The sequence below is a fragment of the Rugamonas sp. genome (genome assembly GCF_025354735.1).
Lineage (GTDB): Bacteria > Pseudomonadota > Gammaproteobacteria > Burkholderiales > Burkholderiaceae_D > Rugamonas.
Window position 1 is genome coordinate 1 of record NZ_JANXMI010000214.1, and the last position, 14,542, is coordinate 14,542.

13 protein-coding genes are annotated in these 14,542 nt (G+C 67.8%); 4 read left to right on the forward strand and 9 right to left on the reverse strand.

Going from position 1 to position 14,542, the window contains the following annotated elements; all coding sequences use genetic code 11:
- Positions 1-66 precede the first annotated feature (66 nt).
- Positions 67-834 carry an alpha/beta hydrolase gene (locus tag Q0S71_RS17035; RefSeq protein ID WP_295998291.1) on the forward strand — a complete coding sequence of 256 codons (768 nt, stop codon included), beginning with the start codon at positions 67-69 and terminating at the stop codon, positions 832-834.
- 58 nt (positions 835-892) lie between these two features.
- On the opposite strand, the gene Q0S71_RS17040 is transcribed toward Q0S71_RS17035, so the two are convergent.
- Both Q0S71_RS17040 and Q0S71_RS17045 read right to left on the reverse strand, forming a co-directional pair.
- On the reverse strand, positions 893-1,621 hold the full coding sequence (locus tag Q0S71_RS17040; RefSeq protein WP_295998294.1) for a sensor histidine kinase: 729 nt from the start codon (positions 1,619-1,621) through the stop codon (positions 893-895).
- Between the two features lie 156 nt (positions 1,622-1,777).
- A complete protein-coding gene (locus tag Q0S71_RS17045) occupies positions 1,778-2,470 on the reverse strand; it encodes a response regulator transcription factor (protein WP_295998297.1) in 693 nt (230 codons plus the stop codon).
- 198 nt (positions 2,471-2,668) lie between these two features.
- Between Q0S71_RS17045 and Q0S71_RS17050 the strand changes: the two genes are divergently transcribed.
- Complete coding sequence (locus Q0S71_RS17050) at positions 2,669-4,384, forward strand: FAD-dependent oxidoreductase (protein ID WP_295998300.1); 1,716 nt, start codon at positions 2,669-2,671, stop codon at positions 4,382-4,384.
- A 58-nt stretch (positions 4,385-4,442) separates the two neighbouring features.
- Here the strand turns inward: Q0S71_RS17050 and Q0S71_RS17055 are convergent, their stop codons facing one another.
- Both Q0S71_RS17055 and zwf read right to left on the reverse strand, forming a co-directional pair.
- A complete protein-coding gene (locus tag Q0S71_RS17055) occupies positions 4,443-5,471 on the reverse strand; it encodes a class I fructose-bisphosphate aldolase (RefSeq protein ID WP_295998304.1) in 1,029 nt (342 codons plus the stop codon).
- A 38-nt stretch (positions 5,472-5,509) separates the two neighbouring features.
- Positions 5,510-7,018 carry a glucose-6-phosphate dehydrogenase gene (gene zwf / locus Q0S71_RS17060; RefSeq protein WP_295998307.1) on the reverse strand — a complete coding sequence of 503 codons (1,509 nt, stop codon included), beginning with the start codon at positions 7,016-7,018 and terminating at the stop codon, positions 5,510-5,512.
- A 289-nt stretch (positions 7,019-7,307) separates the two neighbouring features.
- On the opposite strand from zwf, the gene tkt reads away from it, so the two are divergent.
- A complete protein-coding gene (gene tkt / locus Q0S71_RS17065) occupies positions 7,308-9,410 on the forward strand; it encodes a transketolase (protein WP_295998311.1) in 2,103 nt (700 codons plus the stop codon).
- Positions 9,411-9,526: 116 nt separating this feature from the next.
- On the opposite strand, the gene Q0S71_RS17070 is transcribed toward tkt, so the two are convergent.
- From Q0S71_RS17070 to gnd, 4 genes are all read right to left on the reverse strand, one after another.
- Entirely contained in the window at positions 9,527-10,075 is a 549-nt protein-coding gene (locus Q0S71_RS17070; protein WP_295998314.1) for a PEP-CTERM sorting domain-containing protein, read from the reverse strand.
- Positions 10,076-10,184: 109 nt separating this feature from the next.
- Positions 10,185-11,261, reverse strand: a complete 1,077-nt coding sequence (tal, locus tag Q0S71_RS17075) for a transaldolase (protein ID WP_295998317.1) — start codon at positions 11,259-11,261, stop codon at positions 10,185-10,187.
- Between the two features lie 13 nt (positions 11,262-11,274).
- Entirely contained in the window at positions 11,275-11,988 is a 714-nt protein-coding gene (locus Q0S71_RS17080) for an HAD family hydrolase (RefSeq protein WP_295998318.1), read from the reverse strand.
- Between the two features lie 6 nt (positions 11,989-11,994).
- Positions 11,995-13,035: a phosphogluconate dehydrogenase (NAD(+)-dependent, decarboxylating) gene (gene gnd / locus Q0S71_RS17085; protein WP_295998320.1), complete on the reverse strand. Its 1,041-nt coding sequence runs from the start codon at positions 13,033-13,035 to the stop codon at positions 11,995-11,997.
- A 219-nt stretch (positions 13,036-13,254) separates the two neighbouring features.
- Here gnd and Q0S71_RS17090 point away from each other — a divergent pair, with 219 nt between their 5' ends.
- Positions 13,255-14,064: a slipin family protein gene (locus tag Q0S71_RS17090; RefSeq protein ID WP_295998323.1), complete on the forward strand. Its 810-nt coding sequence runs from the start codon at positions 13,255-13,257 to the stop codon at positions 14,062-14,064.
- A 3-nt stretch (positions 14,065-14,067) separates the two neighbouring features.
- Here Q0S71_RS17090 and Q0S71_RS17095 read toward each other — a convergent pair whose 3' ends face one another.
- Positions 14,068-14,430 carry a translation initiation factor Sui1 gene (locus Q0S71_RS17095; protein WP_295998325.1) on the reverse strand — a complete coding sequence of 121 codons (363 nt, stop codon included), beginning with the start codon at positions 14,428-14,430 and terminating at the stop codon, positions 14,068-14,070.
- Between the last annotated feature and the right edge of the window lie 112 nt (positions 14,431-14,542).

A 14,542-nucleotide genomic window follows, 5' to 3' on the forward strand; every position in this document is an offset into this window, starting at 1 on the left:
CGGCGCCATCACGCTGTCCTGAGCCGCCCCACCCTTTTTTCAACCGCCGCAATCAAGGAAACAACCATGAAACACCTGCCCGCCCTGCTCCTGGCCGCCACCGCCGCCGCCACCTTCGCTTCCGGCGCCGCGCTGGCCGCCCCGGCCGGCGCCGTTAAAAACGTCGTGCTGGTGCACGGCTCCTTCGCCGACGGCTCCGGCTGGCGCGGCTTGGCCGACATCCTGCAAAAAGACGGTTACCACGTGGCCGTCGTGCAACCGCCCGAAACGTCGCTGAACGACGACGTCGCCGCCGTCAAGCGCACGCTGGCGATGCAGGATGGCCCGGCCATCCTCGTCGGCCACAGCTACGGCGGCGCCATCATCACCGAAGCGGGCACCGATCCGAAAGTCGCCGGCCTGGTCTATATCGCCGCGCTGATGCCGGACGAAGGCGAAGTGGGCGGCCAGCTACTGAAAAAAATGCCGGCCGCGTCGAACGATGTGACGCCGACGGCGGACGGCTACGTCTACCTGCCGGCCGACAAATTCCACGCCGACTTCGCGGCCGACCTGCCGGTGGCGCTGACGAACTTCATGGCGCTGTCGCAGGTGCTGACCAATGGCGCCAACTTCGGCCAGAAGATCAGCAGCCCGGCCTGGAAGGTCAAGCCGACCTGGGCCATCGTCGCCACCGAGGACCGCGCCATCAACCCGGACCTGGAACGCTATATGTACAAGCGCGCCGGCGCGCAAGTGACCGAGATCAAGGCCAGCCACGCGGTCTATATTTCGCGTCCCAAGGAAGTGGCGGCCGTCATCGAAAAAGCGGCCACCACCGTGAAGGCGAATTAAGAGCGGCGCTTTAAGACCGGCTCTTCAGTCCAACGCAGCATGGCCGCCCCGCCAGCCATCATGGCGGGCGGGGCGGCCGTCCGCACTGGCCGGCCTGGCGGTACAGCAGTCCGGCCGGCACCGTCAGCGTCACCCGCGTGCCCTGTCCGGGCGCGCTGTCGACGGCCAGCGCGCCGCCGATGGCGCAGCTACGTTCGCGCATGCCGACCAGGCCCCAGTGGCCGGGCCGGCCGCCGGCCTGCAACACGGGCGCGGCGATGCCGACGCCGTCGTCGCGCACCGACAGCGTGAAGCGGCCGGCGCCGTATTCCAGTTCCAGCACGATGGTCCCGGCCCGGGCGTGGCGGAAGGCGTTGCACAGGGCTTCGCGGGCGATATAGTAAATTTCCTCGGCGCGCGTGCCGTCGAGCTCGGCCGGCGCGGTGCCGGCCCGCAACTCGAAAGGCGTGCCGAACGATTCCTGCAAGCTGCGGCCGGCCGCCGCCAGCGCGCCGTTCAAGTCGGCACCGCCGGCCGTCGTCATGCGCAGCGCCATGATCTGGCGCCGGCTTTCGACCATCACCTCATCGGCGCGGTCGAGGATTTGCCGCAGCGCCGCCTGGGCCTCGCTGTCGTCCGGCAAACCGACGCTGACGCTGTGGAAGCGCAGCAGCAGTCCCTGGATGTTTTGCAGCAGCGTGTCGTGCAGCGCGCGGGCGATGCGTTCGCGCTCGGACTGCCGCACCCGCATGCGCTCATCGGCGCGCAGGACGCCCACGCGCACGCCCAACCATGCGAACGGCCACATCAGACTCAAGCCAGGGCGACGCCAAAAATTCAAACGGGACTCCAGTGCATATCGGGAACGGAACGCGCCGGGCGGCGCGAGCCAGACGCAATCTTGGCACGGACGACATGATTTTCACAGCCCCCGGCGCACTGTCAACGCGGGCCACCGGCATATTTATTTTGCGCACGACACCGGCAAGATGCCGCGCCCGATCGCCAGCGCCACCGCGTGGGCGCGGTCCTGCGCGCCCAGCTTGGGCAAGATGTTCTTCATATACGCCTTGACGGTTTCCTCGGAAATGGCCAGCCGCTCGCCGACGCGGCGGTTGGAATTGCCGACCGCGACCAGGCGCAGCACGTCGAGTTCGCGCGCCGTCAGGCGGTCGCCCTGGGCGTAGTGGCCCACGTTGGCGACGATGGCCGACACCGCGTTGCGGCGCCCCGCGTGCACGCTGCGCAAGGTCGTCATCAGCTCGCGCCGCAGGCCGCTCTTGAGCAGATAGCCGAAGGCGCCGGCGCTGAGCGCGCGCAGGACGAAGCCGTCGCCCTCGAAAGCGCTCAGCACGATGATGCGCGCCTGCGGGAATTCGCGCACGATGGCCTCGGTCGCGTCGATGCCGCACATGCCGCGCATCTGGATATCCATCAGCGTGATGTCGGGACGCAGCTCGCGGTGGCGCAGCACCGCGTCGGCGCCGCTGCTGGCCTGGCCTATCAGCTCCACGCCCGGCTCCGCCGCCAGCACGCTGGCGATGCCGGCCAGGAACATGGGATGGTCGTCCACCGCCAGCACCGAGATGGGCCGGTCCGGCGCCACGTCGCCGGCCTTGTTTTGGTGCTGGTGGTGGTGTAAATCGTCCAGGCGCATCGGCTCGTTCCCAGTTGCTGCTCGGCGGTGCCCAACAATAATATTTTTGTAAAAGATAATTCTATTTAATTTTACAATGAAAATTCAATAAAAAAAGCAATCACGTGTGTTGACACTCTTAAAAAAACGATTCCCGGCCGCGCCAGCTCCCACTTTAGAGTATGGCGGCTTACGGCGCCGGCGCGCTACACTGTGGGGATGACAACCCACGACATTTTCGCCGCCCGCGGCCACCAGGCATTTCCCACCTTGACGCCGGCGGAGATCAAGCGCATGCAGCGCTTCGGCAGCGTCAAACGCTACAGCGACGGCGAGCGCATGTTCCAGGCCGGCCTCAGCACCTTCGGCATGCACGTCGTGCTGAAAGGGAAAATCCTCGTCAGCCGCAACGACGGCCTGGGCAATTCGGCGCCCATCGTCGAACACGGCCCCGGCCAGTTCACCGGCGAGGTCAGCCAGGTGGCCGGCCGCGCCACCCTGGTCAACGGCCACGCCGTCGGCGACGTCGAAGTGCTGACGATACCGCCACCGTCGCTGCGCGCGCTGCTGATCGCCGAAGCCGAACTGGGCGAGCGCATCGTGCGCGCCATGATCTTGCGCCGCGTGGCCCTGATCGACAGCAAGGCCGGCGGCCCGGTGCTGGTGGCCGCGCCCGGCCATCCGCGCCTGCACTTGCTGCAAAGTTGGCTGTCGAGCAATTCCCACCCGCACACGGTGCTCGACCCGCAGCACGACGAGCAAGCCCGCGCCCTGTGCGCCCGCTACGCGCCGCAGGCCGACGACTGGCCGCTGGTGGTCTGCCCGGACGGCAGCGTCAAGACCAATCCCAGCATCGTCGACCTGGGCCGCTGCCTCGGCACCCTGCCCGAACTCGATCCCGACACGGTGTGGGACGTGATCGTCGTCGGCGCCGGACCGGCCGGCCTGGCCACGGCCGTCTACGCCGCCTCGGAAGGCTTGTCCGTGCTGGCGCTGGAAACGCGGGCCTACGGCGGCCAGGCGGCGGCCAGCGCGCGCATCGAAAACTACCTCGGCTTCCCGACCGGCATTTCCGGCGCCGCGCTGGCCGGCCGCGCCTACGTGCAGTCGCAGAAATTCGGCGTCGAGATGGCGATCCCGGCGCCGGCCGGCCGCCTGATCTGCGGCGCCTCGCCGCTGCTGGTGGAAATGTGCGGCAGCCTGACGCGCCTGCAGGCGCGCACCGTGGTGCTGTCGTGCGGCGCCCGCTACCGCCGTCCGGCGCTGGCGAAACTGAAACAGTTCGAGGGCCGGGGCGTGTATTACTGGGCCTCGCCGCTGGAGGCCAATCTGTGCGCGGCCGAGGAAGTGGTGCTGGTCGGCGGCGGCAATTCGGCCGGCCAGGCCGCCGTCTACCTGGCCGGCCACGCGGCCAAGGTCCACATGCTGATCCGCCGCGACAGCCTGGCCTCGACCATGTCGAGCTACCTGATCGAGCGCATCGAAGCCTGCCCCAACATCGTGCTGCACGCCCACAGCGAAATCGTGGCGCTCGAAGGCAATGACGAGGACGGCCTGCGCCAGGTCCACATCCACAACAGCGAAACCGGCGTCGAAAGCTGCCACGACGTCGGCCACGTGTTCCTGCTCATCGGCGCCGATCCGAACACCGGCTGGCTGAGCGAATGCGGCGTTGAACTCGACGGCAAAGGCTTTATCCGCACCGGCTTCGACGTCACCACCGGCGCGCCGTCGGACCAGCGCGCCGGACTGGAAACGAGCGTGCCGGGCGTGTTCGCCATCGGCGACGTGCGCGCCAATTCGACCAAGCGGGTCGCCGCCGCCGTCGGCGAAGGCGCGGCCGTCGCCTCGCAAATCCACGCCTTCCTCGCGCGCACGGCGGCGCACGCGAACGCGGCCGGCGCCGCAGCCACGACGACGGCTACGGCGACCTAAGTTTCATCGCCCGCCGAGCGGCGCCGACGCAGGCCGAAGACCGCCGGCGGCCGTCCGCTCAGCGGCCCTGCCGCTCCATCGCCTCGGCGTATTGACCCTGGCGGGCGGCGGCGTTGCAGGCGGCGCGATGCGACAGCGCCTGCTGCGCCGCGCCCACGTTGGCGCTGTCGCCGCGCCACAGCTCCAGCGCCGGCTGCTGGATCGCGCGCGCGAACGAAAACGTCAGCTGCCACGGCAAGGACGATCCGGCCCGCACGTGCATCGCGTTCAGCCGCGCCGACGCCAGCCCGGCCGACTGCCCGCCCGATAAAAAGGCGATCGCCGGCACCGCGCCCGGCACGCAACGGCGCAGCACCCGCAGCGTCGCATCGGCCACCTCGTCGACCCCGCCCTGCTGCGCGCAATCGAGCGCCGACAAGACCATGTTAGGCTTCAGCACCATGCCCTCCAACAGCACGCCCTGTTTGTTCAGCTGCGCGAACACGGCGTGCAGCGTTTCCTCGGTGACGACGGCGCAGCGCGCCAGCGTGTGCGCGCCATCCATCAGCACCTCCGGTTCGACGATGGGGACGATGCCCGCCTCCTGGCACAGCGCCGCATAGCGCGCCAGCGCGTGGGCGTTGGCGGCGATGCAGGCGCGGCCCGGGATGGCGTCGCCGATGGTGATGACGGCGCGCCATTTGGCGAAGCGCGCGCCCAGGCCGCGATATTCGGCCAGGCGCTCGCGCAGGCCGTCGAGGCCCTCGGTGATTTTTTCGCCGGGGTGGCCGGCCAGCTCCTTGGCGCCGGCATCGACCTTGATGCCGGGGATGATGCCGGCGCCGGCCAGCGCCTGCGCGAACGGCACGCCGGCCAGCGTCCGCTGGCGTATCGTTTCATCGGCCAGGATGGCGCCGCCGATGCTGCGGCCCAGCCCCGGCGCGGTGACGATCATGTCGCGGTAGGCGCGCCGCATCTCCTCGGTCTGCGCGATGCCCAGCGCGGCGAAGCGCTTGTTGCAGGTGGCCGTGCTTTCGTCCATCGCCAGCAGGCCCTTGTCGGTGCCGACCATGGCGGCGGCGGTGGCGATCAGTTCTTGTGCGTTCATGCGATGCTCCTCAGTGTGGAATGACATATTGAGCTAAATTATTTAGATCGTTTCGGCCCGGCCTGGGCCGCCTGCTTCGGTGCGGCCTTCGGTGCGGGCTTGGATGCGGCCTTGGCTGCGGCCTCGGGTGCCGCCTTCACGGCCTTCCCGGCCCCATCGTCGAGCCGCGGATTGTGCCACGGTCCATGTTCCGCGATCAGCGCGTCGGCCTCTTTCGGACCCCAGCTGCCACGCCGGTAAGGCAGTGCCGGATGGTGTTTGTCCAGCACCGGATTGACGGTGGCCCACGCCGCCTCGACCGCGTCCTCGCGCGTGAACAGCGCGCCGTTGCCGTCCATCGCGTCGCCCAGCAGACGCTCGTACGGCGTCTCCCCGTTCGGGTGTTCCTCGACCAGATACAGTTCGTGCTGGTCGCCGACGAACTCCTTGCCATCGCGCTTGACGCGCGCCGCCAGCGCGACGGCCGGCGCGGGCTGCAAGCGGAAGCGCAGATAATTGCCGCCGCCGGCGACCGCGTCGGCGAACAGCTGCTGCGGCGGCGCCTTCAGTTTGACGATCACCTCGGCCGCCGAATTGGCCAGGCATTTACCGGAGCGCAGATACCATGGTACGCCGTTCCAGCGCCACGAATCGATGTGCAGCTTGATGGCGCAATAAGTCTCGACATCCGAATCCCTGGCCACGCCCGGTTCCTTGCGGTAGCCGCTGTACTGGCCGCGCACCACGTCGTCGGCGCCCAGGGGCCGCATCGCGCGCAGCACCTCGGCCGTCTCGTTGTGGACGGCGCCGAAATCGCGCGTCGACGGCGGCTCCATCGCCAGCAGCGCGGCGATCTGGAACAGATGGTTCTGGATCACGTCGCGCAGGCAGCCGGCGCTTTCGTAAAAGCCGCCGCGGCCCTCGGTGCCGAATTCTTCCGACAGCGTGATCTGCACGCTGTCGACATAATTGCGGTTCCAGATCGGTTCCAGAAAACTGTTCGCGAAGCGGAAGTACAGCAAATTCATGATCGCTTCCTTGGCCAGGAAATGGTCGATGCGGAAGATCGCGTCTTCGGCGAAGACCTGGCGCGCCACCGCGTTCAGTCGGCGCGCCGACGCCAGGTCGCGCCCGAACGGCTTCTCGACGATGACGCGGGCCTGCCGCGCCAGGCCGGCCGCGCCCAGGCCCTGGATGACGATCTCGAACAGCGACGGCGGTATCGCCAGGTAGTGCGCCGGCCGCTCGCTGCCGGCCAGCGCCGTTTTCAATTTGTCGAAGGTGTCCGGCTTGTTGTAGTCGCCGCTGACGTAATGCAGCCTGGCCAGCAGGCGCTTGAGGGCCGGCTTGTCCTCGACCGCGCCGCTGGCGGCGATGCTGTCGCTGGCGCGCTGGCGCAGCTGCGCATCGCTCCAGTCGGAACCGGAAACGCCGATGACCGGCATCTCGAGCAGGCCGCGCCTGGCCAGCGCGTACAGCGCCGGATAGATTTTTTTATAGGCCAGGTCACCCGTCGCGCCGAATACCACCAGCGCGTCCGAGCGCGCCCTGCCGTCGAATTTATTCATGTGGAGCCGCTTTCTTGTTATGTTGGTGCGCGCGCCGGCATGCTTTGCGGGGCAAGCGGACGCCAGCGTCTACGCAGCAAAATAGTCGCAATCGGGGCGGCCATCTGTTCTCCAGCGCACGCAAGCGCGGACTATGTTGGTCAGCGCACAGAACCGGCGGCGCTGCGGCCGTACAGTGGCTGCTTCGGGTCGGCCTGCCGGCGCCATCGTTCGTCCTCTGCCGACCCGCCCCGCGCACACAAGCCGCACTGTAGACCGCCAAATTCACCGACATCAAGGAGTACCGCTGATGAATGCCCCCCTCCCTTCCGCCACGCTCGACCAGCTGTGCATCAACGCCGTCCGCTTCCTGGCCGTCGACGCCGTCCAGAAGGCCAACAGCGGCCACCCCGGCCTGCCGCTGGGCGCCGCGCCCATGGCCTACACGCTGTGGACGCGCCAGATGAAATTCGATCCGGCCCAGCCGCACTGGTTCGACCGCGACCGCTTCATCCTGTCGGCCGGCCACGGCTCGGCCCTGCTTTACAGCCTGCTGCACCTGAGCGGCTACGACCTGCCGATGGCCCAGCTCAAGCAATTCCGCCAGTGGGACAGCATCACCCCCGGCCACCCCGAGCGCGGCGTCACGCCCGGCGTCGAAGTGACCACCGGCCCGCTGGGCCAGGGCTTCGCCAACGGCGTCGGCATGGCCATGGCCGAGGCCCACCTGGCGGCCCGCTACAACCGTCCCGGCCACACCATCATCGACCACCACACTTACGCCCTCGTCAGCGACGGCGACCTGATGGAGGGCGTGGCGGCGGAAGCGGCCTCGCTGGCCGGCCATTTAAAGCTGGGCAAGCTCATTTATCTGTATGACGACAACAACGTCACGCTGTCGGCCGGCACCGACATCACCTTCACCGAAGACCGCCAGGCCCGCTTCGACGCCTACGGCTGGCACACCCAGCTGGTCGAGGACGGCAACGACGTCGCCGCCATCGAACAGGCGCTGCGCGCCGCGCGCGAGGAGACGGCGCGGCCGTCGCTGATCCTGGTGCGCACCCACCTCGGCTTCGGCTCGCCCAACAAGCAGGATTCGTTCGAGGCGCACGGCTCGCCGCTGGGCGCCGACGAAGTGACCCTGACCAAGCGCCAGCTGGGCTGGCCGGAGTCGCCCGCCTTCTACGTGCCCGACGAAGTGAGCGCGCGCTTCGCCGACGTCAAGCGGCAGGGCGCCGAAGCCGCCGCCGTATGGCAGCAGGGCTACGACGCCTACCGCCGGCAATATCCCGAGCTGGCGGCCGAACTCGATCAACTGATGCAGGCCGACGGCGGCGCCCTGCCCGCCGACTGGGACGCGGATCTGCCGGCCTTCCCCGCCGACGCCAAGGGCATCGCCACCCGCGTCGCCTCGGGCAATGTGATGAACGCGGTCGCGGCCAGGCTGCCGGCGCTGATAGGCGGCTCGGCCGACCTCGACCCGTCGACCTACACGGCGCTGAAAGACACCGGCGACTTCGAGCCGGCCGGCAGCGACGGCCTCGATCAGCAAGGCTCGAACGGCGGCAAGGGCTGGAGCTACGCCGGCCGCAACCTGCACTTCGGCGTGCGCGAACACGCGATGGGCTCCATCCTCAACGGCATCGCCGCGCACGGCGGCGCGATCCCGTTCGGCGCCACCTTCCTGATCTTTTCCGACTACATGCGGCCGGCGATCCGCCTCGCCGCGCTGATGAAATTGCAGGTGACGTATGTGTTCACGCACGACAGCATCGCCCTCGGCGAAGACGGCGAAACGCACCAGCCCGTCGAGCAGCTAGCCAGCCTGCGCGCCATCCCCGGACTGACGGTGATACGCCCGGCCGACGCCAACGAGACGGCGGTGGCGTGGCGCGTGGCGGTCGAATCGCGCCACGGCCCGGTGGCGCTGGCGCTGACGCGGCAAGCCGTGCCGACGCTCGACCGCGGCCAGTTCGCGTCGGCCGACGGCGTGCGCAAGGGTGCTTACATCCTGGCCGATGCGGCGAACGGCAAGCCCGACGTGATCCTGATCGCCAGCGGTTCCGAGGTGGCGCTGATCGTCGCGGCGCAGCAGGTGCTGCTGCTGCACAATGTGCAGGCGCGCATCGTGTCGATGCCGAGCTGGGAATTGTTCGACCAGCAGCCGCAGTCCTACCGCGACGACGTGCTGCCGCCGGACATCACGGCGCGGCTGTCGGTGGAGATGGGGGTGTCGCAGGGCTGGCACCGCTATGTCGGCACGCAGGGCGATGTGCTGGGCATAGACCGCTACGGCGCGTCGGCCCCGGCCGGCGTGCTGCTGCGCGAATTCGGCTTCACGGTGGACAATGTGTGTCTGCGGGCGAAGGCGCTGCTGCTGAGGGAAGCGCAAGCGCAGCCGCAGACTTGAGGCACCGGCCAGGACCCGCGCTGGCGGGTTGACGCTAGGGCGGCCGCAAACTAATTCGGGGTCAGACCACAGTCTTGACCCCGGTCTTGACCCCGGTGGATGCCGCAGCTATGCGCTTATGCCGGCTTGGCCGACGCGCGGGCGCGCGCGACGGCGCCCAGCAAACCCAGGCCAACGAACAGCATGGCATAGGTTTCCGGCTCCGGCACCGCCGACACTTCCAGGCTGAGCAGCTGCGAACCGCGCCCGCCCGTCGAAATGTCCACCTCGTGCACGCCGGCCACGCTGGTGAGATAGGTTTGCAGACTGCCCGAACCGGACAGGGTGAACGCCTCACTCGACATCACCTGGCCGCCCAGATTCCTGAACGTCAGCGACACCGTGAAATCGCTGTGATCCTGCCCCAGGCCGCCGCTGCCGCCGTAATTCATGGGCTGGCCTATCATGGTCAGGCCGCCGAAGTCGAAACTGCCGGCGTCATACGACAGCGAGGCGCTATCGAAGATGATGGGCGTGCTCCCCAAACTGGTGAAGCCCGACAGCGAAAAGCCGTTGGACGAGCCGCCGCTGGCGCCGCCAGGCAAAGTCAGCAACACGGTATCGGCCATCGCACTCGCACTGAACAGCGACGCCGAAAACAACAGGGGGATAAGCATTTTTTTCATGACTAACTCCGAAAGAAAATGGGGTGGACGCCAGATCGACAGAAAATAATATCATTTTTTCTATTAATTTTTCCGTGGCAATCGTACCGTGCGCACCCCCTCTTCGGCGTCAGGCCGCCGGCGCGCTCTTGCTGTCCACCTGCGCCATCAAGTCGCGCCACGATGTGGCGAAGGCGTCGGCGCCCTCTTTTTGCAGTTGCTGCGCCAGTGCCGCCAGGTCGAAGCCGGCCGCCTCGTAGGCCGCCAGCACCTGCTCGGCGTCGCCGCCGTCGGCCGGCATGCTGCCGCTGACGACGCCGTGGTCGGCGAACGCCAGCAGCGTTTTTTCGGGGATGGTGTTGACCGTGTTGGGCGCGGCCAGCGCTTCCAGGTACAGCACGTCGGACGCTGTTTCATCCTTCACGCCGGTGCTCGCCCACAGCAGCCGTTGCGGCAGCGCGCCGGCCTCGGCCAGCTCGCGCCAGCGCGGCGAGGCCAGCAGCTCGCGGTAGGCGCGGTAAGTGCGGCGCGCCACCGCGATGCCGAGCTTGTTGCGCAGCTCGCCGGGCGTCTTGCCGGCCACCGCCACGTCCCAGCGGCTGACGAACAGCGAAGCCACCGAGCCGACCCGGGGATCGAGTCCGGCTTCGAGCCGCCGTTCGATGCCGCGCACATAGGCTTCGGCCGCCGCCATGTAATGCTCGCAGGAGAACAGCAGCGTGACGTTGACCGGCACGCCGGCGAAGATCGATTCCTCGATCGCCACCAGGCCGGCGTGGGTGCCCGGTATCTTGATGAACAGGTTGGGCCGGTCGGCCTGCCGGTGCAACTGGGCGGCGACGCGTATGGTGGCCGCGGCGTCGTTGACCAGCAGCGGCGACACTTCCAGCGAGACCCAGCCGTCGACACCCTTGGTGGCGTCGAAATCGGGCCGGAACAGATCGGCCGCGCGGCGCAGGTCTTCCACCGCCAGCGCGAAGAACAGCTCTTCGCCGCGCTGGCCGGCGGCGGCCATGGCGGCGATGGCCTGGTCGTAAAAGCCGCCGCCGCCGATGGCCTTCTGGTAGATGGTGGGATTCGAGGTCAGCCCCGTCACGGCCAGCTCGCGCCGGTAGCGTTCCAGCATGCCGTCGTCGAGCAGGCCGCGGGTGATGTTGTCGAGCCACAGGCTCTGTCCCAGTTCGTGCAAATTAATCGCCGCGTTCATGGCGTGTACTCCTTCAGTTCGGGGCGGCGCGCGCCGCATCGCGCAGCGTCGCCAGGTCCAGGTGATTGAGGTCGCCGATGCGTTCTATCGTCACATCGGGCGTGATGTAGTCGGTGGCGGCGGCGGGATCGAGCGCGTAATGGCCCTGGCGCGGGAACACCGTCGTCAAGCGCGTGCCCCACTGCCGCTTCATGGCGTCGAGCAGGCGCGGTTTATCGTCGATCAGCACATAGTGGGCGGCAGGATAACGCCACTCGATATCGGCCAGCATGTCTTCCTTGTGCACGTAGATCAGCACCTGGCCGGCCAGCGCCTGCCACAAGCCGGCGCGTTCGATTTTGTGCGGCTGGAAGACGACGTCGCCGTCCGACAGCATCACCACCTGCCCGGCCGTCGCCAGCCGCGCCAGCGCCTCGAGCGCGCCCGGATACAGGCGCTCGGCGAAGGGATAGTCGAGCAGGAAGGACGACATGCGCAGCAGCCGCGTGTCGCTGCCGGCCTGCACGCGAAAACGCTGCAGCGCGCCCAGATAATCGACGTAGCCCAATTCGCCGCGCAGCGTTTCGAGGATGTCCCAATACTGCGCGCGGCCGGCGGCGCCGAACTCCTGTTCCAGCCGGGCCCGCAGGTCGTCCTGTATGTGGTCGTTGTCGAGCAGCGTGTTGTCGCAGTCGATCAGGAACACGATGTTGTCGGCCGCGCCGCCGCCGTTGGTGGTGTCGAGCATGGCCGCTTATTCCTTGGCTTTCGGCGCGCCCTGTTCGGCGTGGCCGCCGAAACCCTGGCGCATCGCCGACAGCACCTTGTTCGAATAATCGCCGTTGCCGCGCGAGCTGAAACGGGCGAACAGCGCCGCGCTCAGGATGGGCGCGGGCACGCCCTCGTCGATGGCGGCGTCGATGGTCCAGCGGCCCTCGCCCGAATCGGACACGCGGCCGGCGAAGGCCTCGAGCGTCGGATCCTTGCCCAGCGCGGTGGCCGTCAAGTCCAGCAGCCAGGAGCTGATGACGCTGCCGCGCCGCCACAGTTCCGCGATCTCCGGCAGGTCGAGGTCGTACTGGTAAAACTCGGGCTCGCGCAGCGGCGTGGTCTCGGCGTCGGCGATGCCGGCGTCCTGCTTGCCGATGTTCGCGCCGTGCAGGATCGCCAGCCCTTCCGCGTAGGCGCCCATGATGCCGTACTCGATGCCGTTGTGGACCATCTTGACGAAGTGGCCGGCGCCGTGCGGGCCGCAGTGCAGATAGCCTTCGTCGGCGCCGTCGCGGCCATGGTCGGTGGCGCGCCGGCCCGGCGTTGGCTCGGCCGCCGAAGCGCCCGGCGCCAGCGTCGAGAAGATCGGCGTCAGGTGCGACACGGTGTCTTTTTCGCCGCCTATCATCAGGCAGTAGCCGCGCTCGAAGCCGGCCACGCCGCCGCTGGTGCCGACGTCGACGTAGTGGATGTCGCGCGCCTTCAATTCCTTGGCGCGGCGGATATCGTCGCGATAATACGAGTTGCCGCCGTCGATGACGATGTCGCCCGCCTCCAGCAGCGGCGCCAGCGACGCCAGCGCCGCATCGACGACGCCGGCCGGCACCATCATCCAGACCACGCGCGGCTTGGCCAGCTTGCCGACCAGGTCTTCCAGCGTCGACACGCCGGCGATGCCGGGACCGGCGATTTTTTGCAGCGTCTCCGCGTGCGTGTCGTAAGCGACGCATTCGTGACCGCCAGCGGTCAGACGGCGTACCATGTTGGCGCCCATGCGGCCCAAACCTATCATCCCAAATTGCATCTGTCTCTCCTCATCGTGCGTGGCACTGCCGCTGCGTCCCGGCGCGGGCACGGGGCTGGCGCGAGGAGGCAGGCAGGATAGGCCAGCTTGCGCCAGGCGGCGCGGGTGGTCTGTGCGCGGGCGCACACAGCAAATGGCGCCGCCCGTCGCAGTGAGCGATGGACCGGCGCCGCGTTTCGTCATATGCTGACAGATATATACAACGTTGTGGGAGAGACCATGGGCTTCGTACTGTTAATAATCGTCGTCGTCATCATCATCGCCGGCCTGCGCGTGGCCAACCAGTACCAGCGCGCCGTCGTGTTCAGGCTGGGCAAGCTGCAAAGCCTGCGCGGGCCGGGGCTGTACTGGCTGATACCGGTGCTGGAATGGCAGCGCACCATCGACCTGCGCACCATCACCACGTCCGTCGACCAGCAGGAGACCATCACCAAGGACAATGTGCCGGTCAAGGTGACGGTGGTGATCTGGTATGCGATCACCGATCCGATCAAGTCGGTGGTGGAAGTGGTGGACGTGAGCCGCTCCGTGGTGCAGGTGGCGCTGACGTCGATGCGCAACGTGATCGGCCGCCACACGCTCGACGATGTGCTCAAGGAGCAGGAACGCCTTGGCACCGACATGCGCAAGGTGATCGACAGCGCCACCGAGCCGTGGGGCGTGAAGGTGACGCGGGTGGAGATGCGCAACGTCGAGATTCCGGAATCGATGCAGCGCGCGATGGCGCAGGAAGCCGAGGCGCTGCGCGAAAAACGGGCCCGCATCATCAAGGCGGAAGCGGAGCTGGAGGCGGCGCTCAAGCTGCGCGAGGCGGCCGGCCTGATTATGGAGCATCCGGCCGGCCTGGAATTGCGGCGCATGCAAATGATTACGGAGGTCGGCGCGGAGCAGAACACCACCACCATCATCATGATGCCGAGCGAGTTCGTGTCGATGGCCAAGGGGATCGCCGACTGGACCGGCAGGTTCGCGCCCAGGCCGCAGGCGCGGGAGACGCGGGAGACGCCGGCCACGCCCGCCAAGGATTAGATTTTATCCGCCGCTGCGCACGGCCTTGTGGCCCTGCTTCCTGAGCGCCTCGACGATCAGGTCGCAGTGATCGCCCTGCACTTCGATCACGCCGTCCTTGACCGTGCCGCCGGAACCGCAGGCGGCGCGCAGCTGCTTGCCCAGCACTGCCAGCGCGAGCGCATCGAGCGCCACGCCCTTGACGATGGTGACGGTCTTGCCGCCGCGTCCCTTGGTCTGGCGCGACACCTTCACGGCGCCATCGCCCACCGGCAGCGCCCTGGCCTGCGCCTTGCACGCGCACTGCGCCAGCGGCTGCCGGCAATCGGGACACATGCGGCCCGTCTCGGTCGAATAAACCAGGCCGCTGCCCGAACTGCTTTTCATGATGACATCCACCCGCGAATAATAAAGTGCGCAGATTCTGCCACATCCAAAAATAAGCAGGGAAGAAAAACGGCCCGCAGCGTAAATCGGGGTCAGACCACGGTTTCGAGAG